23 protein-coding genes are annotated in these 24053 nt (G+C 64.3%); 12 read left to right on the forward strand and 11 right to left on the reverse strand.

Annotation, left to right across the window (positions count from 1 at the left end):
* Positions 1-5: 5 nt before the first annotated feature.
* The 5 genes from LK540_RS22870 (at position 6) to LK540_RS22890 (ending at position 4954) form a co-directional block, all read left to right on the forward strand.
* A complete protein-coding gene (locus LK540_RS22870; protein WP_229439700.1) occupies positions 6-1214 on the forward strand; it encodes an acyl-CoA dehydrogenase family protein in 1209 nt (402 codons plus the stop codon).
* A 13-nt stretch (positions 1215-1227) separates the two neighbouring features.
* A complete protein-coding gene (locus tag LK540_RS22875) occupies positions 1228-2385 on the forward strand; it encodes an acyl-CoA dehydrogenase family protein (RefSeq protein WP_229439701.1) in 1158 nt (385 codons plus the stop codon).
* A complete protein-coding gene (locus LK540_RS22880) occupies positions 2382-3179 on the forward strand; it encodes an oxepin-CoA hydrolase, alternative type (protein WP_229439702.1) in 798 nt (265 codons plus the stop codon). Before LK540_RS22875 ends, LK540_RS22880 begins: the two co-directional genes overlap by 4 nt.
* A gap of 61 nt (positions 3180-3240) precedes the next feature.
* Positions 3241-4449 (forward strand): CaiB/BaiF CoA-transferase family protein, encoded by a 1209-nt coding sequence (locus LK540_RS22885; protein ID WP_229439703.1) that lies wholly within the window; start codon positions 3241-3243, stop codon positions 4447-4449.
* Between the two features lie 133 nt (positions 4450-4582).
* A complete protein-coding gene (locus LK540_RS22890; protein WP_229439704.1) occupies positions 4583-4954 on the forward strand; it encodes a CzcE family metal-binding protein in 372 nt (123 codons plus the stop codon).
* Between the two features lie 3 nt (positions 4955-4957).
* Here the strand turns inward: LK540_RS22890 and LK540_RS22895 are convergent, their stop codons facing one another.
* Together LK540_RS22895 and LK540_RS22900 are read right to left on the reverse strand one after the other, a co-directional pair.
* Positions 4958-6286 (reverse strand): MFS transporter, encoded by a 1329-nt coding sequence (locus tag LK540_RS22895; RefSeq protein WP_229439705.1) that lies wholly within the window; start codon positions 6284-6286, stop codon positions 4958-4960.
* Positions 6287-6289: 3 nt separating this feature from the next.
* Positions 6290-7144 (reverse strand): SDR family NAD(P)-dependent oxidoreductase, encoded by an 855-nt coding sequence (locus LK540_RS22900; RefSeq protein ID WP_229439706.1) that lies wholly within the window; start codon positions 7142-7144, stop codon positions 6290-6292.
* 187 nt (positions 7145-7331) lie between these two features.
* Between LK540_RS22900 and LK540_RS22905 the strand changes: the two genes are divergently transcribed.
* From LK540_RS22905 to LK540_RS22920, 4 genes are all read left to right on the forward strand, one after another.
* Positions 7332-8567, forward strand: a complete 1236-nt coding sequence (locus LK540_RS22905; RefSeq protein ID WP_229439707.1) for a TetR/AcrR family transcriptional regulator — start codon at positions 7332-7334, stop codon at positions 8565-8567.
* 154 nt (positions 8568-8721) lie between these two features.
* Positions 8722-9486, forward strand: coding sequence for an SDR family NAD(P)-dependent oxidoreductase (locus LK540_RS22910; protein WP_229439708.1), 765 nt, complete (start codon positions 8722-8724; stop codon positions 9484-9486).
* 10 nt (positions 9487-9496) lie between these two features.
* Positions 9497-10681: an acyl-CoA dehydrogenase family protein gene (locus LK540_RS22915; RefSeq protein ID WP_229439709.1), complete on the forward strand. Its 1185-nt coding sequence runs from the start codon at positions 9497-9499 to the stop codon at positions 10679-10681.
* 14 nt (positions 10682-10695) lie between these two features.
* Positions 10696-11817 (forward strand): acyl-CoA dehydrogenase family protein, encoded by a 1122-nt coding sequence (locus LK540_RS22920; RefSeq protein WP_229439710.1) that lies wholly within the window; start codon positions 10696-10698, stop codon positions 11815-11817.
* Positions 11818-11883: 66 nt separating this feature from the next.
* On the opposite strand, the gene LK540_RS22925 is transcribed toward LK540_RS22920, so the two are convergent.
* Complete coding sequence (locus LK540_RS22925) at positions 11884-12417, reverse strand: nuclear transport factor 2 family protein (protein ID WP_229439711.1); 534 nt, start codon at positions 12415-12417, stop codon at positions 11884-11886.
* A 719-nt stretch (positions 12418-13136) separates the two neighbouring features.
* Here LK540_RS22925 and LK540_RS22930 point away from each other — a divergent pair.
* The gene (locus LK540_RS22930) at positions 13137-13499 is read left to right on the forward strand and encodes an EVE domain-containing protein (RefSeq protein WP_229439712.1); all 363 of its coding nucleotides are present in this window, start codon (positions 13137-13139) and stop codon (positions 13497-13499) included.
* Positions 13500-13610: 111 nt separating this feature from the next.
* Here LK540_RS22930 and LK540_RS22935 read toward each other — a convergent pair whose 3' ends face one another.
* The gene (locus tag LK540_RS22935; protein ID WP_229439713.1) at positions 13611-14504 is read right to left on the reverse strand and encodes a LysR family transcriptional regulator; all 894 of its coding nucleotides are present in this window, start codon (positions 14502-14504) and stop codon (positions 13611-13613) included.
* A gap of 173 nt (positions 14505-14677) precedes the next feature.
* On the opposite strand from LK540_RS22935, the gene LK540_RS22940 reads away from it, so the two are divergent.
* Positions 14678-15112: a PACE efflux transporter gene (locus LK540_RS22940; RefSeq protein WP_229439714.1), complete on the forward strand. Its 435-nt coding sequence runs from the start codon at positions 14678-14680 to the stop codon at positions 15110-15112.
* A 93-nt stretch (positions 15113-15205) separates the two neighbouring features.
* Here LK540_RS22940 and LK540_RS22945 read toward each other — a convergent pair whose 3' ends face one another.
* The 7 genes from LK540_RS22945 to LK540_RS22975 all read right to left on the reverse strand — a co-directional run bounded on the left by LK540_RS22945 (position 15206) and on the right by LK540_RS22975 (position 22504).
* The gene (locus LK540_RS22945; protein WP_229439715.1) at positions 15206-16387 is read right to left on the reverse strand and encodes an ABC transporter substrate-binding protein; all 1182 of its coding nucleotides are present in this window, start codon (positions 16385-16387) and stop codon (positions 15206-15208) included.
* Between the two features lie 99 nt (positions 16388-16486).
* Entirely contained in the window at positions 16487-17194 is a 708-nt protein-coding gene (locus LK540_RS22950) for an ABC transporter ATP-binding protein (protein WP_229439716.1), read from the reverse strand.
* Entirely contained in the window at positions 17187-17945 is a 759-nt protein-coding gene (locus tag LK540_RS22955; protein WP_229439717.1) for an ABC transporter ATP-binding protein, read from the reverse strand. Before LK540_RS22955 ends, LK540_RS22950 begins: the two co-directional genes overlap by 8 nt.
* Positions 17938-18960: a branched-chain amino acid ABC transporter permease gene (locus LK540_RS22960; protein WP_229439718.1), complete on the reverse strand. Its 1023-nt coding sequence runs from the start codon at positions 18958-18960 to the stop codon at positions 17938-17940. Before LK540_RS22960 ends, LK540_RS22955 begins: the two co-directional genes overlap by 8 nt.
* The gene (locus LK540_RS22965; RefSeq protein WP_229439719.1) at positions 18960-19823 is read right to left on the reverse strand and encodes a branched-chain amino acid ABC transporter permease; all 864 of its coding nucleotides are present in this window, start codon (positions 19821-19823) and stop codon (positions 18960-18962) included. The genes LK540_RS22960 and LK540_RS22965 overlap by 1 nt, the downstream gene beginning before the upstream one ends.
* A 90-nt stretch (positions 19824-19913) precedes the next feature.
* Positions 19914-21032: a zinc-binding dehydrogenase gene (locus LK540_RS22970; protein WP_229439720.1), complete on the reverse strand. Its 1119-nt coding sequence runs from the start codon at positions 21030-21032 to the stop codon at positions 19914-19916.
* A 41-nt stretch (positions 21033-21073) separates the two neighbouring features.
* Complete coding sequence (locus LK540_RS22975; protein ID WP_229439725.1) at positions 21074-22504, reverse strand: aldehyde dehydrogenase family protein; 1431 nt, start codon at positions 22502-22504, stop codon at positions 21074-21076.
* Between the two features lie 518 nt (positions 22505-23022).
* Between LK540_RS22975 and LK540_RS22980 the strand changes: the two genes are divergently transcribed.
* Entirely contained in the window at positions 23023-23841 is an 819-nt protein-coding gene (locus LK540_RS22980; protein WP_229439721.1) for an IclR family transcriptional regulator, read from the forward strand.
* The last annotated feature ends 212 nt before the right edge of the window (positions 23842-24053 follow it).

Consider the following 24053-nt stretch of genomic DNA (forward strand, 5'->3'; position numbering starts at 1 on the left):
TAGTCATGGATCTGAATTTCACCCCCCAAGAAGAAGCATTCCGCGCCGAAGTACGCGCCTTCCTGGCCGAGAAGCTGCCGAAGCGCTTGTCGGATAAAGTCGCCAACGGCAAGCACCTGACCAAGGCCGACATGGAAGAGTGGCACGCGATCCTGAACGAACGCGGCTGGCTGGCGAACCACTGGCCGGAACAGTACGGCGGCCCAGGCTGGACCGCCATCGAGAAGTTCATCTTCGAGAACGAGTGCGCGCTGGCGAACTCGCCGCGCATCGTGCCCTTCGGCGTCAACATGCTGGGCCCAGTGCTCATCAAGTACGGTAACGAAGCACAGAAACAGTATTGGCTGCCGCGTATCCTGGACGGCTCGGACTGGTGGTGCCAGGGTTACTCGGAACCGGGTGCCGGCTCCGACCTCGCGGCCGTGAAGACCACCGCCGTGCGCGGTACCGATGCCGAGGGCGACCACTACATCGTGAATGGCCAGAAGACCTGGACCACGCTGGGCCAGCACGCCAACATGATCTTCTGCCTGGTGCGCACGAACCGCGAAGCCAAGAAACAGGAAGGCATCAGCTTCCTGCTGGTGGACATGAACACGCCTGGCGTCGAAGTACGTCCGATCATCACCCTCGACGGCGAGCACGAAGTCAACGAAGTCTTCTTCACCGACGTGCGCGTACCGGCCGAGAATCTGGTGGGCGAAGAGAACCGCGGCTGGACCTGCGCCAAGTACCTGCTGACCTACGAGCGCACGAATATCGCCGGCGTCGGCTTCTCGGTAGCGGCACTGGCGCGCCTGAAGCGCATCGCAGCGGAACAGACCCGCAACGGCAAGCCGCTGACTGAAGATCCAACGTTTGCCAGCCGCCTCGCGCGCGTCGAGATCGACCTGGAAAACATGAAGACCACCAACCTGCGCGTGATCGCGGCGGTGGCCGGCGGCGGCGTGCCGGGTGCGGAAAGCTCGATGCTGAAGATCCGCGGCACCGAGATCCGCCAGGAGATCCTGTCGCTGACGCGCCGCGCGATGGGCGTGTACGCGCGTCCGTTCACCCAGGACATGCTGGATGCCGACTTCGCCGGCGAGCCATTCGGCCCGGACTTCGCGGCAGCGGCCACGGCGCAGTACTTCAACAATCGCAAGCTGTCGATCTTCGGCGGCTCCAACGAGATCCAGAAAAACATCATCTCCAAGATGATCCTCGGCCTGTAAGAGGGAGACAGACATGAACTTCGAACACACTGAAGAACGGCGCATGCTCGCCGATAGCCTGAACCGCTTTATCGCCGAGCAGTATCACGTTGAAACGCGCAACCGTACCGCGGCGACCGAGCAGGGCTACTCGACCGAGATGTGGGAAAAATTCGCGGAGCTGGGCGTGATCGGCGCGCTGCTGCGCGAAGAAGACGGCGGCTTCGGCGGCGGCGGTTTCGACATCGCCGTGGTCTTCGAGGCCCTGGGCCGTGGCCTGGTGCTGGAACCGGTGCTGGGCAGCGCCGTGCTGGCGGCCGAGGCGATCTCGTTTGCCGGCAATGCCGAGCAAAAGGCCGTGCTGGAAGAAATCGCGGCCGGCGCCACCATCGCTACCTTCGCGCACGACGAGCCGAACACCCACTACGAACTGGCACGCGTGCAGACCACCGCACGCCGCGAGGGCGATGCCTGGGTGCTGGACGGCGTGAAGGCCGTGGTGCAGGCGGCCGAGCAGGCGAATGTCTTCGTCGTCTCGGCGCGTACTTCGGGCGAGGTCGGTTCCGAAGACGGCATCTCGCTGTTCCTGGTGCCGCAAGGCGCGCCGGGCGTCTCGACCCGTGGCACCCCGACCATGGACGGCGGCCGCGTCGCCGACGTCACCTTCGCCAATGTGCAGCTGAGCGAAGCCGCGCTGCTGGGTGAAGAAGGCAAGGGCTACGCCACGCTGGAGCGCGCGGTCGGCCGTGGCATCCTGGCGCTGTGTGCGGAAGCTGTCGGCGCGATGGAAGCGGCGAAGGAAGCGACCCTGGATTACCTGCGCACCCGCAAGCAGTTCGGCGTGCCGATCGGTTCCTTCCAGGCCCTGCAGCATCGCATGGCCGACCTGCTGCTGGAAATCGAGCAGGCCCGTTCGACCGTCATCAACGCCGCTGCGGCCCTGGATGCGGACCGCGTCACGCGCGAGCGCGCGCTGTCGGCAGCGAAGATGAGCATCGGCCGCATCGGCACCCTGGTGGCGGAAGAATGCATCCAGCTGCACGGCGGTATCGGCATGACCTGGGAACTGCCGATGGCCCACTTCGCCAAGCGCCTGGTCCTGATCGACCACCAGTTGGGCGACGAGGACCATCACCTGGAGCGTTACATCGCGCTGGGCCGCGCAGTTCAGCAAGACCCGGCTACGGCATGAGCGACGCACTGATCGTGCGGACCGAGGGCGCGGTGCGCGTCCTCGTCAACAGCAACCCGGCGGCGAGGAATGCCATCCGTCCGGAGCTGTACGACGCGCTGCAGGCAGCCTTGCTGGATGCCGCAGCCGATCCCACCATCGGCGCGATCGTACTGGTCGGCGACGGCGAGTTCTTCTGCGCCGGCGGCGACTTGCGTGCGCTGGCAACGCGGCGCGAACTGGCGCCTGCCGAGCGGCGCGTGAAGATCGAGCGCCTGCACGAGACCGTCCGCGCGATCCGCGCCTGCCCGAAGCCCGTCATTGCGGCGGTGGAAGGCGGAGCAGCCGGCGCCGGACTGTCGCTGGCGCTGGCATGCGACATGCTGGTGTCGGCGCGCGATGCCTTCTTTGCGATGGCTTATGTCAAAGTCGGCCTGAGCCCGGATGGCGGTGCGACGGCTTTCCTGTCGCAGTTCCTGTCGCGCCAGCTGATGACGGAATTGTGCCTGTTGGGCGAGCGCCTCACGGCCGAGCGCCTGCATGCGCTGGGCGCCGTGAATCGGCTGACCGAGCGCGGTGCGGCACTGGCGGAAGCGGTTGCGCTGGCAGCGCGCGTGGCCGATGGCCCGGCGAATGCCAATGCGCGCATCAAGACGCTGTGCGCTCAGGCGGGCTCGAACAGCCTGCACGAACAACTCGACCTGGAAGCGCAGCTGATGGTCGAGTCGCAGGGCGACGACGAAGCGCAGGAAGGCATCGCCGCCTTCTTCGGCAAGCGCGCACCGGATTTCAAGGCGCTGCGCCTGAAGCAGTAACAAGAACAAGCTGCCGGCGCCGCGATTGTGGACGCCGGCAGGTAGAACAGTGGAGATCAAGTTGAACAGCAAATCCAATCTGCCGCTGGCAGGCGTGCGCGTGCTGGACCTGTCGCGCGTGCTGGCCGGCCCCTGGTGCGCCATGGTCCTCGGCGACCTGGGCGCGGAAGTGATCAAGGTCGAGCATCCCGAGCGCGGCGACGATACCCGCGACTGGGGCATGCGCGTCGGGTCCACCGAGACCGCCTACTTCAACAGCGTGAACCGCAACAAGCGTTCCGTCTGTCTCGACCTGAAGACTCCGGAAGGCCAGGAAATCGCACGCGAGCTGGTACGCAAGAGCGACGTCGTGATCCAGAACTTCAAGTTCGGCGACGTCGAGCGCATGGGCCTGGGCTACGATGAACTCAGCAAGGAGCAGCCTGGCCTGATCTACTGCTCGATTACCGGTTACGACCGCACCGGTCCGGAAGCCACGCGTCCCGGTTACGACCTGGTGATCCAGGGCGAGTCCGGCCTCATGGCGCTGAACGGCGAGCCGACCCAGCCGCCGCTGAAGTTCGGCGTGGCGGCAGTCGACATGATGACCGGGATGTACGCGGCCCAGGGCGTCCTCGCCGCGCTGTATGAACGCGAAAAAAGTGGACAAGGACGGCATGTAGGCATGGCGCTGTTCGACTGCGGCCTGATGATCACCGCCTACTACGGCCTGGAAGCCCTGCTGCGCGGGAACGACCCGCCGCGCTTCGGCAACGGCCACCCGTCGATCATGCCCTACGGCGTGTACGAAGCGGCCGATGGCCCGCTGGTGATCGCCGTCGGGAACAACAGCCAGTTCCTGCGCTTCTGCACGGACGTGATCGACCGTGCCGACATCGCCAGCGACGAGCGTTTTAAAACCAACCTGACCCGCACCCAGCACCGCGACGAACTGATGCCGATGATCCGCAGCGAACTGGCCAAGCGCCAGCGCCGCGACCTGCTCGACGCGATGAGCCGGGTCGGCATTCCTTGCGGCGAAGTGGCGGGCCTGCACGAGGCACTGACCTCGCAGCGCGCCACGGACGGCGGCTTGGTGCAATACATGGCGCACGAGGAAGTGGGGCAGGTCGCTGTGCTGGCGTCGCCGTACCGCTTCAATGGCGAGCGCCTGCCGATCCGCAGTGCGCCGCCGCGTTTGGGCGAAGGCACGAACGAGGTGCTGGCCGACTTGCTGGGGCTGTCGGAAGAGAAGATCGCCAGCCTCAAGGAACGCGGCGTTTCTCGCTGAGCCGCTGAGCTGTTGAACCGCCGTCCGGCGGGTCGTCCGCGACCTGCTGGACCGTATGGAACCCTCGTTGAAAATCGCGCTCCAACGCCTTTGCCGGTAAACGCATTCGTGCGCCGGCAGGGAGGAGTACGAAATGAAATACCTAACAGCCGCGGCCTTGGCCGTGATGGTGAGCGCCTGCGCGCCGGTCACGCCGCGTCAGGACTTGCTTGGCACAACGGTGCCGGCGGATGTCGCCGCCCGCATCGTCAACATTACCCCCGCAACCCGCTACGTCAACGTCATCGGCGGCGACGTGGTGCGCTTCGAATCCGCAGGCCAGGCCTTTGCCTGGGACTTCAACGCCAGCCCGATCGTCAATGTATTTGCACTGAATCAGGTGGCGCCGAACGGCTTGCTGGACCACGAGGTCCTGGTCTACCTCATGCCCAACCCGCTGTATAACGAAGGAACCGAACTCTATGCGCGCAGCCGGCTAGCCACTCCCTGGCATCTGACCCACTAGGGTTCAGCCGGGGTCGGACGACATGCCCGCGGCATCGCCCGCCGCGGCACGGGGTTCGCGCATGCGCAGCATCGCCAGCAACGAGACCGCTTTCACCGCAATCGCGATCCAGAACACCAGCGTGAAGCCGAAGTGGTGGGCCAGCACGCCGCCCAGCAGCGGCCCCACGGCCATCATCAAGTGAGACGCCGTGTCCGACACCGCGATCAGCATCGGCAGCTCGTGGTGCGAGCCGAACTCCAGTACGAAATTCTGCGAGGCGATCTGGTAGCCGCCCAGGCCCGCGCCGAGACCGCAGAAGGCCAGGATGAAGAGCGGCAGGCTGTGTGAGACCATCAGCGCCAAGGTCGACACCAGCCACAGGCCCACGCTGAGCAGGAAGACCAGGCGGTAGCCGCGCTTGTCGGCGATGCGGCCCCAGACCAGGTTGCTCACGGTCTGGGCCAACAGGAACGAGAGCGACAAATAGCCGAGCGTGGCGCCGGACAAATCGACGAACTTGCCGGCATGGATGGCGTAGAAGGGCGCCGCCGTCATGCCGAGTGCGGCGAGCGCGCGGGCGATGAAGAAGCGCGTGAACTGGCGGTCGCGGCGCAGGATGGCGGGGATGTCGCGCAATCTCTGTATCAGGCTGGATGCGGCGCGCACGGCCAGCGATTCGGGCTCGCGCAGGAAGCTGAGCGCCGAGATGCCGATGCTGGTCAATATGAATGCGACCATGAAGGTGGACGCATAGCCGTTGCCGAAGGCGTTCGCCTCGACCAGATGCTTGCCGCCGAAATAGGCCACGACCGAGGCCGACAACCCGCCGAGGAAGTTGCGCATGCCGGCCAGTTCACCGCGCCGGTTGGCGGGAATCACCTTGGCCATCACGAAGTTGAAGCTGACCGCCTGCATGCCCCAGAAGAAGCCGAACAGCGCCAGGAACACGCATACGGCCACCAGCGCCGCGTCGCCCCTGAGCAGGAAGCCGGAGAGAGCCAGGCCCAGCACCTGGGCGCGCATCAGCCAGCCGACGCCGAACACCACCGGCATCACGCGTTTGCGGTGCTCGATGAGCGTGGCGCTCCAGATCGAGGACAGCGCCATGCCCAGCGACTGGCCGGCCAGGGCCAGGCCGACCGTCAGGTTCGATTGCGAAAGCAGGTAGATGTAGGCGGGGACGAAGGTCGGCGCCGTGACCAGCCGGAAGCCGGTGACGCCGAGGAAGCCGTGAACCAGGTTGGCGGCATAGTTGCGCGGCAGGTCGCGGGCGACCTGGGCGTCGTAGGCCGCCTGTCGATCGTCGGCGCCGGTGGTTGCGTCAAGCTCGGGCGCCGCTTTGGTCGTCATGGCTTATTTGCTTTGGTGTCGCGGACGCGCGCCCGACAAATCGCTGATGCGTTCCCACTGCGCGGCCACGTCGTCGGCGCTCGATTGCGGGCCGAGGTCGACCCAGGGGCTCTCGACGATAGTGGCGACGCTGAAGTTGCCGCCGGCCGCCTGCAGGATCACACCGGTGGGCGCGTCATCGCTGGCCAGGTAGACCACGCCCGGCACGATGTGCTCGGGGCCGAGCTTGTCGAACTGCTCCTGCGGCAGCAAGCCTTCGGTCATGCGCGTGGCGGCCACCGGCGAGATGGCATTGATGCGGATGTCGCGCTTGGCGCCTTCGATCTTCAGGGTGTTCATCAGGCCGACCAGGCCCATCTTCGCGGCGCCGTAGTTGGCCTGGCCGAAGTTGCCATACAAGCCGGAGGGCGAGGTCGTCATCACGATGCGGCCATAACCCTGTTCGGCCATGATCGCCCACACCGCCTTGGTGCAGTTGAAGGAGCCCATCAGGTGGACGTCCAGGACGGCCTGGGCGTCGTCAAGCTCCATCTTGAGGAAGCTTTTGTCGCGCAGGATGCCGGCGTTGTTGACCAGGATGTCGATGCGGCCAAACGCGTCCAGCGCCTGCTGGACCATCGCGGCGACGCCGTCGCGGTCGGTAACGCTGGCGCGGTTGGCAATCGCCTCGCCGCCCATGGCCTTGATCTCCTCGACCACGGCGTCGGCCGCGCCGCCCGTGCCGCGACCATCGGCCGCGCCACCCAGGTCGTTGACGACCACGCGCGCACCGCGGCGGGCCAGTTCGAGTGCATAGCAACGACCGAGGCCGCCGCCGGCGCCGGTGACGATGGCTGTCTTTCCTGCGAAGCTGATCATGTGTCTCGCCTTTTTAGGGGTTATGGTATGTAGGTTGGAAAATCATAGCACGGTGCGGGTGGCTTGTAGTCGATGGAGCGACACATTTTAGAAAATTCGGTCTGGGCGTGTGGTGGCGTGCAATCGATGGTCACTTGTGTTTTTCGCCACGCTATAATGCGTGCTGCTCAACTGTCCCGGTGCCGCCATGGAAGAACCCGTCAACGCCAGCCGCATGACGCAGCGCTACGTGCAAAAGCGCGAGGCCATCCTGCACGAGGCGGCGCGGCTGTTCAATGCACGCGGCATGAAGGGCGCCACGCTGTCGGACGTGGCTGCCGCCGTGGGCCTGAGCACCAACAGCATCACCTACTACTACAAGAAGAAGGAAGACCTGGTCGTCGCCTGCCTGCTGCGTTCGATCGAGACGGTGAGCGGCATCATCGCCCAGGCCGCCGAGGAACCGACGCCGGAAGGGCGGGTACGCAGCTTCGTGCGCCTGTTCCTGGCGCGCTTGGCCGAAACCGCCGCCGGCGGGGCCAGCGAAATGATGACCTTCCGCGACGTGCACGTGCTGGCCAGCCCGCACAGCGAGGTCGTGTTCGCCGCCTACATCGAGATGTTCCGCAGCTGCCGGCGCCTGCTGCTGCTCGGCCCCATCAAGCCGGCCAAACGGCTGTCGCTGAATGCGCGCACCCACCTGCTGCTGACGCTCACGCTGTGGACGATGTCGTGGAGTGGCCGCTACGACCCCGAGGACTTCGGTATCGCTGCCGAGCGCATGGGCGACATCCTGATTGGCGGTATCCGTTCCGGCAAATCGGCGTGGCGCCTCGGTGCGCTGGACACGGCCCTGACGGCGCCGCCGATGGCAGGCGACAGCGCGCAGGACGCATTTCTGCGTGCGGCCACGGCGCTGATCAACGAGCAGGGTTACCGCGGCGCCTCGGTCGAACGCATCTCCGCGCGCCTGAACGTGACCAAGGGCGCCTTCTACCACCACAACCCGAACAAGGAAGACCTGATCGCCGCCTGCTTCGAACGCAAGTTCACGGTGATCCGCGAGATGCAGCGCGTGGCCATGGCCAACGGCGGCTCGGGCTGGGACAAGCTGTGCGCCGTGTCGCGCGCGTTGGTACGGTACCACTTCTCGGAACACGGGCCGCTGCTGCGCACTTCGGCGTGGAGCGAACTGCCGGACGATATCCGCGAAGCCAAGCTGACAGCCACGGCGCAGCTGGACCAGCGTTTCGTGAGCCTGCTGGTGGATGGCATGCAGGATGGGTCGATCCGGCCGCTGGACCAGGCGATCGCCGGGGCGCTGGTGAGCGGGATGGTGAATGCGGCCGTGCTGCTGGATCGGTGGGTGGAAGACGTGAATGGCGAGAATGCGCTGGAGCTGTTCGTACGGCCCCTTTTTGAGGGCTTGCTGTCCGAGTCGTGAACGGTTTTAGTGAGTTCGGTATCGCATCCATCCCATGCGCGCGGGATGGGTTTTGCATTTTTCGTAAAAGAGGTATTGCACAGTTAGGCAGACCGCGCTAACGTAGGGTGGACGGAAAACCCGTCCACCCTACAAAAACAAACGGAGGAGACACATGTCACTGTTCGACCTGAGCGGTAAAGTCGCCATCATCACCGGTTCCTCGCGCGGCATCGGCCGTGCGATCGCGGTGCGGATGGCGGAGCAGGGAGCCAAGGTAGTCGTTTCATCGCGCAAGGAAGCCGCCTGCGCTGAAGTCGTCGCCGAGATCACCGCCGCCCACGGCGAAGGCCGCGCCATCGCCATCCCCGCCAACATCTCGTCCAAGGAAGACCTGCAGCGCCTGGTCGACGAGACGAATCACACCTTCGGCCAGGTCGACATCCTGGTCTGCAACGCCGCCTCGAACCCGTATTACGGCCCGATGGCCGGCATCGCCGACGACCAGTTCCGCAAGATCCTGGAAAACAACGTCCTCGCCAACCACTGGCTGATCAACATGGTCGCGCCGCAGATGATAGCCCGCAAGGACGGCGCCATCATCATCGTCTCCTCGATCGGCGGCCTGCGCGGCTCGCCCGTCATTGGCGCCTACAATGTCTCGAAAGCGGCCGACATGCAGCTGGCCCGCAACCTGGCCGTCGAATTCGGCCCGTACAACGTGCGCGTCAACTGCATCGCCCCCGGCCTGATCAAGACCGACTTCGCCCGCGCCCTGTGGGAAGACCCGGCGCGCCTGAAGGAAGTCAACGAGCGCGCGCCGCTGCGCCGCATCGGCGACCCCGACGAAATCGCCGGCACCGCCATCTACCTGGCCTCGCGCGCAGGCAGCTTCGTCACCGGCCAGAACATCGTGGTCGATGGCGGCGTAACGATTTAAGGAGACCAGAATGGATGAACTCTTAGCCTTCCGCCAGGAAGTCCGCGCCTGGCTCGAAGAATACTGCCCGCCCGAGATGCGGGTACCGATGGCCGGTGACGACGAAATCACCTGGGGCGGCCGCAAGATGCAGTTCAAGTCCGAGGCCCAGCGCACCTGGCTCGAGCGCATGGCCGCCAAGGGCTGGACCGTGCCCGAATGGCCGGTGGAATACGGCGGTGGCGGCCTCTCGCGCGAGCAGGCCAAGGTGCTGCGCCAGGAGATGGCCTCGCTCGGCTGCCGCGTGCCGCTACAAAGCTTCGGTATCTGGATGCTCGGACCGGCGCTGCTGAAGTACGGCAGCGAAGAACAGAAGCGCGAACACCTGCCGCCAATCGCGCGCGGCGAGATTCGCTGGTGCCAGGGCTATTCGGAACCGAACGCCGGCTCCGACCTGGCTTCGCTGCAGACCCGCGCCGAAGACCGTGGCGACCACTTCGTCGTCAACGGCCAGAAGGTCTGGACCTCGTACGCCGACAAGGCCGACTGGATTTTCTGCCTGGTGCGTACCGACCCGGCGGCCAGCAAGCATACCGGCATCAGCTTCGTGCTGTTCGACATGGCCACGCCCGGCGTGTCGACGCGGCCGATCACCCTCATCTCGGGCAAGTCGCCGTTCTGCGAAACCTTTTTTGATGACGTACGCGTGGAAAAGCGCAACCTGGTCGGCGAACTGAATGGCGGCTGGACGATTGCGAAGTATCTGCTGACCCATGAGCGCGACATGATCGGCGCCATGGGCGAAGTGGCGCAGCCGCCGAAGCTGGGGCAGTTCGCGTCGCAATCGATTGGACTGGACGAGGGCGGCAAGCTGGACGAGCCAGTACTGCGCGCCGACATCGCGCGCTTCGAGATCGACGAAGTCGCCTTCCGCCTGCTGCTGGAACGCAGCGGCGACCTGGCGCGCCAGGGCAAGGTGCATCCGGCGTTTTCGTCGGTGCTGAAGTTCTACGGTGCGGAGCTGAACAAGCGGCGCTATGAATTGCTGATGGCGGCCGGCGGCAGCACTGCGCTGGAGTGGGAGGGCGAGCGCAGTCACGGTGGCGAAGTCGCGCGCGAATGGCTGCGCGCCAAAGCCAACTCGATCGAGGGCGGGACCAGCGAAGTGCAGCTGAACGTCATCTCGAAACGCATCCTCGGCCTGCCGGGCGCATAACAACGGAGCACAACATGGCATTGGTACTGAACCAGGAACAGGACATGCTGCGCGAGAGCGCGCTGCAGTTCATGAAGGAACGCGCCCCGGTGGCGCAACTGCGCTCGCTGCGCGACACCCGGAACGACGACGGCTTTTCGCGCGAAACGTGGGCGAGCTTTGCCGAGATGGGCTTTACCGGCGTGCTGGTGCCGGAAGAATTCGGCGGACTCGGACTCGGCATGGTGGAAGCCGGCGCGATCATGGAAGCGATCGGCCGCAACCTGACGGCGGTGCCGTTCTTCTCGACGGCGGTGCTGGGCGCCTCGCTGCTGGCGCGGCATGGGAACACGGCGCAGAAGGAACGCTGCCTGCCGGCGCTTGCCGGCGGCGGGATGATGGTGGCGCTGGCAGTCGACGAGTCGGTCAAGCACCGGCCGGAAAAGGTGGCGCTGCGCGCCGAGCAGGATGGCGATGGCTATGTCTTGCGTGGCGAGAAGGTCTTCGTGGTCGACGGCCACGTGGCCGACCAGCTGATCGTGTCGGCGCGCACCGGGGATGGCGTCACGCTGTTCCTGGTCGATGGCACGGCGCAGGGCGTGCGGCGCGAGCGCAGCATCATGGTCGATGCCCACAACGCGGCGCGCATCGTGTTCGACGGCGTGCGCGTGGGCAGCGATGCCGTCATCGGCGAGGCGGGGCAGGGTGCTGCACTGCTGGACGGCGTGCTCGATATCGGCCGCACTGCGCTGGCCGCCGAGCTGCTGGGCATCGCCGAGGAAGCCTTCGAACGTACCGCCGGCTACCTGAAGGAGCGCCGCCAGTTCGGCCAGATCATCGGCGAATTCCAGGCGCTGCAGCACCGGGCGTCGACGCTCTACACCGACATCGAGATCACGCGGGCGCTGGTGCTGGGCACGCAGCAGGCGCTCGACGCCGGTGCGCCGAATGAGGCGGCGCTGGTGTCGGCTGCCAAGGCCCGTGCTGGCACCACGGCCACCCTGGCAGTGCAGGAAGGCGTGCAGATGCACGGCGGGATCGGCATGACCGACGAGTTCGAAATCGGCTTCTTCATGAAGCGCGCGCGCGTGGTCGAGGAACTGCTGGGCGATGCGCGCTTCCATGCGGACCGCTGGGCGAGCCTGAGCGCTTATTGACTCTGGAGTGGCAGCGGCAGGATTGCCGCTGCCCTATCCGGGAAGCCGGATCTGTGCATTGAAACTTTACGGAGTCTCGGTAGCAGGCAGCGGTGTCGGATTCAATTCCTGCGACCACACCACCGCTGCGATCTTCCAGCCATCGGCAGTGCGCACCATTTGCCAGCTTTCCTTGCCCCAGTTTTCCTTATAGCTGCCATAGACGAAGGTGTAATCGAACCATACCTGGCCGACATCGCCGTCGCTGTCGATGCGTGCGTTCGAAATGGTTTCGGCAACATTGACCTTGGCCTTGACGAGAGAGCTGATAAACCTGCGTGGACTACTATTGAAGGTCTTGGACGGCCGCTTCATTTCTGGTTTGGGCCGGTTTGCGTATAGCCTTTCGATACTCGCATCGGTGGTGACACCGGCCCAGGTGATATCCTCTTTCAAGAAAAGCTTTAGAAATGCTTCCTCGTCTTTGTTGATGATGGCCATACGGAAGCTTTCAATCACCTGCTCGATTTGCGCCTTGCTGTCCGCAGGCTGGGCGAGCGCATAATCGGGAACGATGGATAATCCGCCAAGCATGAGCAATGCTGCCAAAAGTTTTTTCATTACATTCTCTGTCTGATGGGATCATTCCAGTCGGGTGACGGAATATTGAAATTGCCGGTTCGATATGCAAAGATACGCTCGATTGTTGAGGTCTGCAATAGGCACCAATCCAGACCGATTTTGCGGCACCATACGGTGGACGATGTAATTCTTGGGGGGGGCGGGAAGATTGATATGCGACGTCTCATTCGACTCGAACCAGCCGCTGCACCCGGTTTGCCGTTGGCCAGAAGCGGCTCTTGCTTAGGTAAATATGATCTCTGAATTAGGAAAGCGGTTTCTGTTTGCGGTTGTGGTCGCTGCTGCCGTGGCGGCTGCATATTTTGCTCCTTCCGCAGAGCGGTTTTTTGCCGCCATCATCACTACCCTAGGGTTGTCAGCATTTCTGTTGAGCCGGCCATCCCTGCCTTTACAAACGCGGCTGCAGAGGATCGGGAAACGGGATGTAATCGCACCCATGCTCTTGTTCGTGGCGGCCGCCTCAATGGATTCGGAAAGATTCGCACTCTGGATCAGGTTTTACCTATACGGGAGCGTCTTTTTCATCGGACTAGGTACGGGGCTGTCTCTCCTGTTTCGCACTGAAAAGCTCGATGCCCGGTAGGTCCGCTTCGGGTCGATCATTGGGAAATTCACTACGGCTTTCCGGATCGTGATTACCAATATCAAAGCTGCCGGATATAAGAATTCTTGAGAACCTTTTAGCTATGCACATGAGAATGTCGATATCGCTCTGTTTGATGTCGGCGTCGTCCGCAGCAGCAGGGACGCCGCTGGGAACAACATGCGTTACATTCCCATCCGATTACCGTGTCTCTTCTCCGCAGACCCTCAAGCAAATAGAACGTCAGGAAAAGGCTGAGCTTTCTCATTGGCGCAAGCTCATGAAAGGTTTGCCGGAAGTGCCCGCCGCTTCCCAGAATGCGGAGTGGGTCGCTTTTAAAAAGGCGATGAAACCGGGCGATAGGATTGTCAGATACATGTCAAACAAGGACTCGTGGGAGCACCTGGCGGGAGAAGCTGGCATTGCCTTGATGCGTTCCGGGTGCATCGTCAAGACAATGACGACGATGGTGAACTGATCGGGAAGACACGCTCCTGCGTGGGGATCGTTGTCGCCGGACGTTAGTCACCTGAAAACAGTGAGACCACCGATTCGCCGGTATCGTCGTCTTTGTTGAGAAGTAGTAGTTTCAGCGGCCTGTCTCGCGGTACGCGCTGAATACCTCTCCCACGAAATCCACCACCGCCCTGATGCGCGCGCTCGCACGCAGGCCGCTGTGCATCGACAGCCAGATATCCTGGTCGAGCTCGGGAATACGGGGCATCGCGGCGACCAGGTCTTGCTGGTCACTGGCGAGGAAGGTGGCCAGCACGCCGAGGCCGGCGCCATGCATTACGCCGTCGAGAATGCCGAGTCCATAGCTGCAGCGCATCCACGGCGCCGGCGCGCCGGGCAGGGCGCGCAGCCAGCGGTCGGACTGGAATTCCGCGCGCGGCTCGTCGAAGCCCACGAAGGGTAACTCTGCCCACTCCTGTTTCGCGATGGCTGCCGCATGGCGCGTTGCGACCTCGCGGTTGCAGTACAGGCCAAAGGACAGCGTGCCGAGCTGGCGCGCGACGAGGTCGAGCTGTTCGGGGCGGTAAGGCCGGATTGCGATATCGGCTTCGCGCCGCGCCAGGCTGTACGGCCGGTGCGAAGTCACGATTTCCACCTCGACGTTCGGATAGGCGTCGTGGAAGCGCGCGAAGCGGGTCGTCAGGAAGTAGGACAGCCACTCGTCGGTATTAATGCGCACGGTGCCCGACGCCGTGTGCGCATCCTGGTGATCGCGCGTGCGTTCGATTTCCAGTGCGATCTCGCCCATCTGGCCGGCCCAGGCAATGATGTCGGCACCGAAAGCGGTGGGAATGCAACCTCCCTGGAAGCGCTCGACCACCTTTTGTCCGAGCGCTTCTTCCAGCTCATCCAGCCGGCGCGACAGGGTCGGCGCACTCAGCCCTGCCTTCCTGGCCGCGCCGCGCAAGGTGCCTTCCTGCGCAATGAGCAGGAGCAGCCGCAAGTCATCCCAATTCGTGTGTTTCATATATGGAGCATGATGCACCGATTTTGTGTCTATGCATACATTTATTGAATATGCGATGATGCTCGGCTATATCAATCGAATATCCGGATAGCGCCACACCAGCCTGTCCGTGATCGTTACAAACAGCCGTCACGGACTACTTTTCATGTCGGCTGGCAGAAAGAGAAACAGCTATGCGTACCTTCCGCGACCGCGTGCGACACGCGCTCATGTTCGAAGCCGTGGCCCTGGCCATCTTCATCCCCGGTTCCGCCGCCGTCTTCGACCAGCCGATGAACCACATGGGCGTCATCGGCATTGTCTCGGCAACCATCGCCACCGTCTGGAATTTCGTGTTCAACATGGGGTTCGACCGCGCCATGCTGTATCTGCGCGGCAGCGTGCAAAAGACGATGGCGATCCGCGTGGCCCACACTTTCCTGTTCGAGGCGGGACTGGTCGTCATGCTGATTCCGATGATCGCCTGGTACCTTGGCATCGGCCTGTGGGCCGCATTGCTGATGGACCTGGCCATCGTCACGTTCTACCTCGTGTACGGCTTCCTGTTCAACATCGTGTACGACTGGATGTTTCCCGTCCCCGCGGCGGTACGGCCGCAAGGCGCCTGAAGACGCCAGGATGGCCGGTATAAAAAAAGCCGCTACCGGCCACGGTAACGGCTTTGCATGCCGACACAGCCCCACGGGCCGTGTCGATCGTGCTTACTTCCCGGCGTTCAGCGCGCGCAGGAACTGCCCCTTGATCTTGCCGCCCTCGACGGTCCCCAGGATCACGTTGGCGATGGTGCCGCCCTTGCTGTCCAGGCCATCGATATCGTTCGGGTTGTACATCGCCGGCAGCGTCGTGTACGCCTTTTCCATCTGCGCGCGGATCGCCGCGGCATCGGTGGTGGTGCCGGCCAGCTTCATCGCCGCGACGGTCGCGTGCACGGTCGAGTAGTTCAGGCTGATCTCGGTGCTCGGGTCCTTGCCCGGATTGAGCTTGCGATAGCGCTGGGTGAACGCCACCGCCTCCGGACGATCGTCGTTCGCCAGCGGCATCACGCCGATCGAGCCTTCCAGCGGCGCAATGCCGCCAACCACCTTGGCCATCTCGTCGATCTTGGCCTGGTCGAGGATGATGAAGCCGCCCTTGAAGCCCAGCTCGCGCGCCTGCTTGGCGACCAGTGCGGTCGGCTCCGAGGCGCCGCCGATGAACATGACGTCCGGTTTCGCCTGCATCGCGCGGCTCACGCCGCTGTAGAAGTCGGTCGCCTTGTTGTACGACATCGGGTTCTCGGCCACGACCTTGCCGCCTTGCGCTTCCCATACCGGCTTGAAGGCTGCCGACCAGGCTTTCGCGTAATCGTGGTCGGCCTGCACCATGGCGACGTTCTTGCCGTGCTTGGCCATCATGGCCTTGGTGAACGGCATGATGTAGCCGGTGAAGTCGGGCGGGATGCGGATGGTCAGCTTGTTGCCGCGCTCGGTCACCTGCGGCAGGCTGGTGTAGGCCAGCAGCAGGACTTTCGATTTTTCGTTGAAGGCCTGGACCGCGAACACGCCGCCCGAGTGCGGCACCAGCACGGCGGCGGTCTTGTGCTGCTGGACCAGGCGCTGGACGTTGATGCCGGTTTCGGCCGGGTTGTACTTGTCGTCGAGGGCGACGATCTCGACCTTGTAGCGCTTGCCGCCGATTTCCAGCGGCTTGGCGTTGATCTCGGCCGCGGCCATCTCCATTCCCGACAGGACGTTCTTGCCGTACAGGGCAGCGCCGCCGCTCAGCGGACCGGAGAAGCCGATCTTGATGACTTCCTGGGCGTGGGCAGCGCCGCCGGCCAGGGCCAGGCTGGCGGCTGCGGCGGCGAGGAGGGTGCGGCGGGTGAACTTGGCTTGCAACTTCATGGTGGTGTCTCCTTGGTTTTGCTTGTTGTGGGTGCTACGTGTCAATACTCTGTCGAATCCGTCTTGCTCGTCAAGCACTGCGAAGCCAGGCTCCAGAAGCTAGGCTCCGATATAGGCGCGCCGGACCTGCTCATTGTTCAGCAGCTCCTCGCGCCCGCCCTCGAGCACGATGCGGCCCTGCTCGATGACGTAGGCGCGGCTGGCGATGTTCAACGCCGCATACGCGTTCTGCTCGGCCAGCAGCACCGTGGTGCCGGCCTTGTTGATGCGCGCGATAACCTCGAACATCTGCTTCACCACCAGCGGCGCCAGGCCGAGCGAGGGTTCGTCCAGCAGCAGCGCTTTCGGGCGGCCCATCAGGGCGCGGCCGATCGCCACCATCTGCTGCTGGCCGCCGCTCAGCGAACCGGCCGGCATGTCCTTCTTCTCGTGCAGGATCGGGAACAGCTCGAACACTTCGTCCAGCGTGCGCTGCGTGCCCTTGCTGTCGCCGCGGTGCACGTAGGCGCCGAGCGTCAGGTTCTTCAGCACCGACATGCCGGGGAAGAGCTTGCGCCCTTCGGGGCAGTGGATCAGGCCATCGGCCACGATCTGCGAGGGCTTGCGGCCCACCAGGTTCTGCGAGCCGAAGTGGATCGACCCCGACGAGGCCTTGTTCAAGCCGCTCATGGTCAGGAATATCGAGCTCTTGCCGGCGCCGTTCGAGCCGAGCAGCACCACCAGCTCGCCCTCGTTCGCGTGCAGGGTCACATCGTGCAGCGCGCGAAAGCTCCCGTAGGACAGGTTCACCTTGTCGAGTTTAAGCATGTTCGCTCCCCAGGTAGGCTTCGATCACGACCGGGTTCGCGCGGATTTCGGCCGGCGTGCCTTCGGCGATGCGCTCGCCGTAGTTCAGCACCAGGATCTTGTCGGCCAGGTTCATGATCATGTCCATCTTGTGTTCGATCAGGCAGATCGTCAGGCCGCTGTCGGCCATCTTGCGGATCAGCCGCGCCAGGCCCTCGGTTTCTTCCGGGTTCACGCCGCCGGCCGGCTCGTCCAGCAGCAGCAGGCTGGGATCGGTGGACAGGGCCAGGGCAAAGGCCACGCGCTTGCGTTCCTCCTGCGAGATGTCGCCGGCGATGCGCGCCTCGATGTGGGAGAGGCCCACGAAGTCGAGCGCGGCGCGCGCCTTTTCGCGGCAGCGGCGTTCTTCTTCCTTCATGCGGCGCGTGCCGAGCACGGCGTCGATCAGGGTCGAGCCGGTGCGCAGGCGGTGGCCGACGATCAGGTTATCGAGCACGGTGGCCGTGTCGAACAGGGTCGTGGTCTGGAAGGTGCGCGCCATGCCGCGCCGCGCCACCTCGTCGGCGCGCAGGCCGGTCACGTCTTCGCCCTTGAAGATCACCTTGCCCGAGGTCGGGGCAATCGCCCCGCTGATCAGGTTGAAGAAGGTGGTCTTGCCGGCGCCGTTCGGCCCGATGATGGCGTTGATGGTGCCGGCTTCGCACGAGGCGCTGACGTCGTTCACGGCGCACAGGCCGCCGAAGCGCTTGGTCAGGTGTTCGATCTTAAGCATGCGTTGCTCCTTGCTTCGGTGCGGTCGTCGACGACGATGCAGCCGATGGTGCCGGCGCCGCAGGTGCGCGCAGCGCGGCCTTCCTGCGCTGGCGGTTCAGGTAAGTGCCGACGATCCCGTACGGCAGGAAGATGACGAGCAGGACCAGCACCGGCCCGAACACCACGAAGCGGTATTCCTGCAGCACCTGCAGGTACTGGGTCAGCCACGGCATCGAGATCGCGCCGAGCAAAGGCCCGAGCAGGGTGCCGATGCCGCCGATCAGCATGTACATCGTCATGTCGAAGGTGTGCTCGACGCTGGCCACGGCCGGGCCGAGGAAGCGCACGTAGCCGGCGTACAAACCGCCGGCCAGGCCCGAGAAGAACACCGACAGCATAAAGGCGAGCAGCTTGTTGCGCATCAGGTTGATGCCCAGGGCCTGGGCCAGGTCGTCGCCATTGCGGATCGCCATGAAGGTGCGGCCCAGCAGCGAGTGCACGATGCGGTGCATGACCCACACGCTCGCGGCCAGGAAGAACAGCACCATGTAGTACTGGGTGCGCGGCTCGGAAAAGTCGAGCGGGCCGATGTTTTCCGGCGCCGGGATGCCCATGATGCCGACTGTGCCGTGGGTCAGGCTCTCCCACTTCTCGATCACGAGGAACATGATGTAGCCGACGCAGAGCGTGAAGATCGAGAAGAAGTGGGTCTTCAGGCGCAGCGACACGATGCCGACGAAGAAGCCGAGGAAGGCCGCAACGAAACCGGACAGCGCGAACGACAGCCAGAACGACATGCCGTAGTCCACCGTCAGGATGCCGACCGTGTAGGCGCCCACGGCCATGAAGCCGCTGTGCGCCAGGTTGTACTGGCCGGTGTAACCCGTGATCAGGTTCAGGCCGATGGTGGCGATGGCGTAGATGAAGGCGGTCGACATCACGGTGAGGTGGTAGTCGTTATCGGCCAGGAAGGGGAAGCCGATGGCCAGCGCCAGCAGCAGCAGCCATCCGGTAGCGGGATTGAAGAGCTTCATCAGTGCGCTCCCTTCGCGAACAGGCCTTGCGGACGCAGCGACAGGATCAGCACCAGCAGGGCAAAGGCGATGATGTCCTTGTAGTCGGTCGAGATGTAGAAGGCGCCGAAGGCTTCGGCAAAGCCGATGATCAGGCCGCCGACAATCGCCCCGGGCACGCTGCCCATCCCGCCCAGCACGATGATGACGAAGGCCTTGGTGATGACCAGGTGGCCCATCGAGGTGTAGACCAGGTTGATCGGTGCGTACAGCACGGCGGCCATGCCGGCCAGCGCGCCGGCAATCGCAAAGGTGAGCATCGCCACGCGGGTGGCGTCGATGCCGACCAGGGCCGCGCCTTCGCGGTTCTGGGCCATGGCGACGATCGTCGCGCCAGTCACCGTCTTTTTGAGGAACAGCTGCAGCAGCACGACCAGCAGGAAGGCGGCAGCGATGATCAGGAGGCGCTGCGCCGGCATGGTCAGGCCGCCGAAGGTGAGGATCTGGTTGTACGGCGTGGCCATGCGGTGGAAGTCCGCACCCCAGATGGCCTGGGCGCCGGCTTCCAGGAACAGCAGGATGCCGATCGAGGCGATCATGTGGTGCAGGTAGGGCGCTTTACGCAGCGGGTGGAACACCAGGCGTTCCGACACCACCGAGATCAGGGCCACCGTGACGGCGGCGCCGAGCATGCCCCACCAGTAGTTCAGGCCGAGTCTATCGATGATGAAGAAGGCGGCGTAGGCGCCGGACATGTAGAAGGCGCCGTGCGCGAAATTGGGTACGTGCAGGATGCCGTACACCAGCGTGAGCCCGAGCGCGACGAGGCTGTACACGCCGCCCAGGGTGAGTCCGTTGAGGACCTGTTGCAGGAAAAGCTCCAAAATGTGTCTCCATTGTTTTCTATGTGCGCCTCTTGGGGCGCGCATTTATGTATGCCATGCTGCTTTTGGATGCCGTGCGGGAGAACAGGATTACTCGAACATGATGACCCCTCGTGCGTTGCGGCCTTCGGCCAGGTCGGCAAATGCCTGCGGCGCTTCTTCGATGCGGTAGCGGCGGGTGATGAGTTCGTCGAGCTTCAGGCGCTTTTCGCGGTACAGGGCCAGCAGGCGCGGGAAGTCCTGGCGCGGGCGGGCCGAACCGAAATAGCTGCCGGTGAGGGTTTTCTCTTCGAAGGTGAGGCTGGCGGTGCGCACCGTGGTGCTGTCCTTTTGCGAGGCCACGCCCACGGCCACCGCCACGCCGCCCTTGGCCAGCACGCCGTAGGCCTGGGCCACGATCTCGCCCTTGCCGACGCACTCGAAGGCGTAGTCGGCGCCGCCGCCGGTGAGCTTCTTCACGGCCTTGATCAGGTCCGGCGTGGCGGCATTGATGGTGTGGGTGGCGCCGAATTCCTTTGCCATTTCGAGCTTTGCATCGGACATGTCGACCGCGACGATGGTGGCGGCGCCGGCGATGCGGCAACCCTGGATCGCGTTCAGGCCCACGCCGCCGCAGCCGAAGACCACGGCAACCGAACCCGGTTCCACCTTGGCCGTGTTGACGGCGGCGCCGACGCCGGTCATCACGCCGCAGCCGACCAGGCAGGCGCGATCCAACGCGACGTCCTGGGCGATCTTGACCACGTTATCGACGTGCAGGGTAGCGTATTCGGCCATCACGCCGCAGCCGGAGAAGATGTTGATCGGCTGGCCATCGAGGCCGCGCGTGCGCACCGTGCCGTCGGGCAGGGAGATCGCGGCCTTGGCGGCCTGGTCGCACAGCTGCGGGCGGCCGGTCTGGCACCAGCGGCACTTGCCGCACATGCTCACGAAAGAGCTGAGCACGTGGTCGCCGACCGCGTATTCGGTCACGCCTTCGCCCACGTGCACGACCACGCCCGCGCCTTCGTGGCCGAGCACGAGCGGGGCCGGCATCGGGATGGTTCCGTTGGTGGCGGACAGGTCGCTATGGCAGATGCCGCAGGCGGCCATCTTGATCATCACCTCGCCGCGGCGCGGGTACTCGACGTCGATCTCTTCCACGACCACCGGTTCGCCGGTGGTGCGGCACACGACCGCTTTCGCGCGCTGGTACTTCGGTTCCGTCATTTGCGTGTGTCTCCTATATTGTTGCGCTTACCTTGTTACGTTTACTTCGGCACGCGGCATTGCAGCGATTTGTATTCGAGGAATTCGTCCAGGCCGTAGCGGCCCAGCTCGCGGCCATTGCCGGATTGTTTATAGCCGCCGAACGGGGCTTGGCCATTGAAGCCGCCGCCGTTGATGTCGACCTGGCCGGTGCGCAGGCGCCGCGCCACGGCAATCGCGCGCTCGTCGCTGCCGGCCCACACCGCGCCGCCCAGCCCATACGGCGTGCCGTTGGCGATGCGCACGGCTTCGTCTTCGCTGCGGTAGGTGATGATCGACAGGACCGGGCCGAAGATTTCTTCCTGGGCGATGGTGCTATCCGGGTGCACGTGGCCGAACACGGTGGGCTGCACGTACCAGCCGGTGTCGAGGCCGGCCGGCGCATCGGCGCCGCCGCACAGCAGCTCGGCGCCGTCCTCTAAACCGGCGCGGATGTAGCCGCGCACGCGGTCGCGCTGGGCTTCGGAAACGAGCGGGCCGAGGCGCGCGCCCGGCAGCAAAGGGTCGCCCACGGTGAAGGCCTTTGCGCCCTCGACGGCCAGGCGCGCCGCTTCTTCATAGCGCACCTCCGGCACCAGCATGCGGGTGTGGGCCGAGCAGGTCTGGCCGCTGTTCAGGAAGCAGGCGTTCAGCGTGCCTTTCACGGCGGCGGCCAGGTCCGCGTCTTCCAGCACCACGGATGCCGATTTGCCGCCCAGTTCCAGCGTCACGCGCTTGATGGTGCCGGCGGCCACTTCCGAGATGCGGCGTCCGGCGCGGGTGGAACCGGTGAACGAGACCATGTCGACGTCCGGGTGGCGCACCAGCGCTTCGTCGATGCCGGGGCCGTAGCCACTCACCAGGTTGAAGACGCCGGCGGGCAGGCCGGCCTGCTCAATGACTTCGGCCAGCACGAAGGCGTTCAGCGGCGCGATTTCGGAAGGCTTGAGCACCACGGTGCAGCCGGCGGCCAGTGCGGCGCCGACCTTGGCGGCGATCTGGTGCAGCGGGTAGTTCCAGGGCGTGATGCAGGCCACCACGCCGACCGGCTCGCGCAGCACGCGCGAATGGCCGACCGTGTGTTCCCATTCGAATTCGGTGACCATCTTCGCGTAGCCGGCGAAGGTGGCGAGCGGCGAGCCGACCTGGATCATGCCGGCCAGCTTCAGCGGCATGCCGACTTCGCGCGCGATCAGGTCCGCCAGTTCGTCAGCGCGCGCGCGCAGGCCGGCGGCGATCTTTTCCAGGTAGGCGCCACGTTCCTGCGGGGTGGTGACGCTCCAGCGCTCGAAGGCGGCGCGTGCGGCGGCCACCGCGGCGCCGGCGTCGGCATCGATGCCTTCCGGGATGCGGCCGATGACCTGTTCGTTCGAGGACTGGATGACGTCGATGCTGCCATGGCCGCGCGGTGTAGTCCAGCGGCCGTTGATGAAGACGTGTTCGTGGACGCGCAATGCGTCGCCGGATGAGGAGGAGGGCACGGCCGCGAAGCCGTTCGTATCGTTCGTGCTCGACTGAACCTGAGCTAATGCCATGCTTCTGACTCCTGTGCGTGAGCTCCGGGGAGCTCATGGGTATTCAGATCATTTGTTTTGCTAGGTGAAACAAAGCGATGTAAAATGGAACGAAAAAAGAATACGATACTTTTGCAACGGTAGCAACGATTTGTTCATCAATACCGCGGAGTCGTAGTTGGTTTGGTTTTTGTAGGGTGGACTCCTGAGTCCACGCAGTTTCACTACATGATCTGCCGCAAACTTTGTTCCATCGGACAGGTCCGAAATGGTATTTCGATTGAATAAGTGTGGCACCGCGTGGACTCAGGAGTCCACCCTACAAAAGCTTGGCCACGCCAAGTTTCGCAAACGAACAAACCGGTCCAGTTTGCCACGCGGAATCCCTCTCGCATAGAGCCTTCGCCGTAATCACCAAAGAAATCGTCGGACCACCGTTTTCACACCTGAGGTAAGCCATGCAACTGAGCGAATCGCACCGCACCGCCGACGACGCCGAACAGGCCGAGAGCCTGGACGCGGCGAAGAACAACGAGGACCGCTACTACATCACGGCCCTCGCGCGCGGGCTCGAGGTATTGGCCTGCTTCCGTTCGGCCGACAAGGGCCTGACCAACCAGCAGATCGCCGAGCGCTGCGGCCTGCCCAAGTCCACGGTCACGCGCTTCACCTACACCCTCACCAGGCTCGGCTATCTGACCCAGGAAAGCGGCGGGCGCTACATGCTCGGCACCGCCACCCTGGGCCTGGGCAGCGCGATGCTGGCCCGGCTCGACATCCGCCAGCTGGCGCGGCCGATGCTGCAGGAACTGGCGGACTTCTCCGGCACCACGGTCTCGATCGCCATGCGCGACCGCCTGTCGATGATCTACGTGGAAGTCTGCCGCAGCACGGCGGCGCTGTCGCTGTCGCTGCAGGTCGGCTCGCGCATGCCGCTGGCGGCATCGGCCATCGGCCGCGCCTACCTGGTCAAGGCCTCCGAGCAGGAGCGCAAGGATATCCTCAGCCGCTGCCTGGAACTCGACGAACTGGCGTTCACCGCCATGAAGGATGGCCTGGACAAGGGCCTGCGCGACTACGCCCAGTACGGCTGCGCCACATCCTTCGGCGAATGGCAGAAGGACGTCAATGGCATCGCCGTCGGCTTCTTCCCGATCGGCGGCAGCCAGCTGATGTCGGTCAACTGTGGCGGGCCGTCGTCGAGCGTGTCGAAGGAATTCCTGCTCGACGAAGTGCGCCCGCGCCTGATCGAGATCGCCTCACGGCTCGAGTCCTGAAAGCCGGGGTCAGGTCTGACATTCGGACACAAGCTCTGCCATAGAAGGCGGAATTGCAGCCTCCAAAGTTGAGGCCGTGTCCGAATGTCAGACCTGAGATGATCCGGATATCCTGGACAGTTATTTAGGCACACGGTATGCAGCGTCGACGGCGGCAGGTGTTTGGTAGCCCAAGGTCTGATGTAACCGCCGCGTATTGTAGTACTTCTCGA

Source organism: Massilia sp. IC2-278, from assembly GCF_020708045.1.
Lineage (GTDB): Bacteria > Pseudomonadota > Gammaproteobacteria > Burkholderiales > Burkholderiaceae_D > Telluria.

Excerpts from the sequence above, each read along its gene's own strand:
- LK540_RS22890 (WP_229439704.1), top strand. The coding sequence starts at position 4,583 with ATGAAATACCTAACAGCCGCGGCCTTGGCCGTGATGGTGAGCGCCTGC.
- LK540_RS22935 (WP_229439713.1), bottom strand. The coding sequence starts at position 14,504 with ATGAAACACACGAATTGGGATGACTTGCGGCTGCTCCTGCTCATTGCG.
- LK540_RS22945 (WP_229439715.1), bottom strand. The coding sequence starts at position 16,387 with ATGAAGTTGCAAGCCAAGTTCACCCGCCGCACCCTCCTCGCCGCCGCA.
- LK540_RS22930 (WP_229439712.1), top strand. The coding sequence starts at position 13,137 with ATGTCGATATCGCTCTGTTTGATGTCGGCGTCGTCCGCAGCAGCAGGG.
- LK540_RS22875 (WP_229439701.1), top strand. The coding sequence starts at position 1,228 with ATGAACTTCGAACACACTGAAGAACGGCGCATGCTCGCCGATAGCCTG.
- LK540_RS22915 (WP_229439709.1), top strand. The coding sequence starts at position 9,497 with ATGGATGAACTCTTAGCCTTCCGCCAGGAAGTCCGCGCCTGGCTCGAA.
- LK540_RS22960 (WP_229439718.1), bottom strand. The coding sequence starts at position 18,960 with ATGAAGCTCTTCAATCCCGCTACCGGATGGCTGCTGCTGCTGGCGCTG.
- LK540_RS22910 (WP_229439708.1), top strand. The coding sequence starts at position 8,722 with ATGTCACTGTTCGACCTGAGCGGTAAAGTCGCCATCATCACCGGTTCC.
- LK540_RS22980 (WP_229439721.1), top strand. The coding sequence starts at position 23,023 with ATGCAACTGAGCGAATCGCACCGCACCGCCGACGACGCCGAACAGGCC.
- LK540_RS22950 (WP_229439716.1), bottom strand. The coding sequence starts at position 17,194 with ATGCTTAAACTCGACAAGGTGAACCTGTCCTACGGGAGCTTTCGCGCG.
- LK540_RS22905 (WP_229439707.1), top strand. The coding sequence starts at position 7,332 with ATGGAAGAACCCGTCAACGCCAGCCGCATGACGCAGCGCTACGTGCAA.
- LK540_RS22880 (WP_229439702.1), top strand. The coding sequence starts at position 2,382 with ATGAGCGACGCACTGATCGTGCGGACCGAGGGCGCGGTGCGCGTCCTC.
- LK540_RS22955 (WP_229439717.1), bottom strand. The coding sequence starts at position 17,945 with ATGCTTAAGATCGAACACCTGACCAAGCGCTTCGGCGGCCTGTGCGCC.
- LK540_RS22920 (WP_229439710.1), top strand. The coding sequence starts at position 10,696 with ATGGCATTGGTACTGAACCAGGAACAGGACATGCTGCGCGAGAGCGCG.
- LK540_RS22900 (WP_229439706.1), bottom strand. The coding sequence starts at position 7,144 with ATGATCAGCTTCGCAGGAAAGACAGCCATCGTCACCGGCGCCGGCGGC.
- LK540_RS22940 (WP_229439714.1), top strand. The coding sequence starts at position 14,678 with ATGCGTACCTTCCGCGACCGCGTGCGACACGCGCTCATGTTCGAAGCC.
- LK540_RS22895 (WP_229439705.1), bottom strand. The coding sequence starts at position 6,286 with ATGACGACCAAAGCGGCGCCCGAGCTTGACGCAACCACCGGCGCCGAC.
- LK540_RS22870 (WP_229439700.1), top strand. The coding sequence starts at position 6 with ATGGATCTGAATTTCACCCCCCAAGAAGAAGCATTCCGCGCCGAAGTA.
- LK540_RS22925 (WP_229439711.1), bottom strand. The coding sequence starts at position 12,417 with ATGAAAAAACTTTTGGCAGCATTGCTCATGCTTGGCGGATTATCCATC.
- LK540_RS22970 (WP_229439720.1), bottom strand. The coding sequence starts at position 21,032 with ATGACGGAACCGAAGTACCAGCGCGCGAAAGCGGTCGTGTGCCGCACC.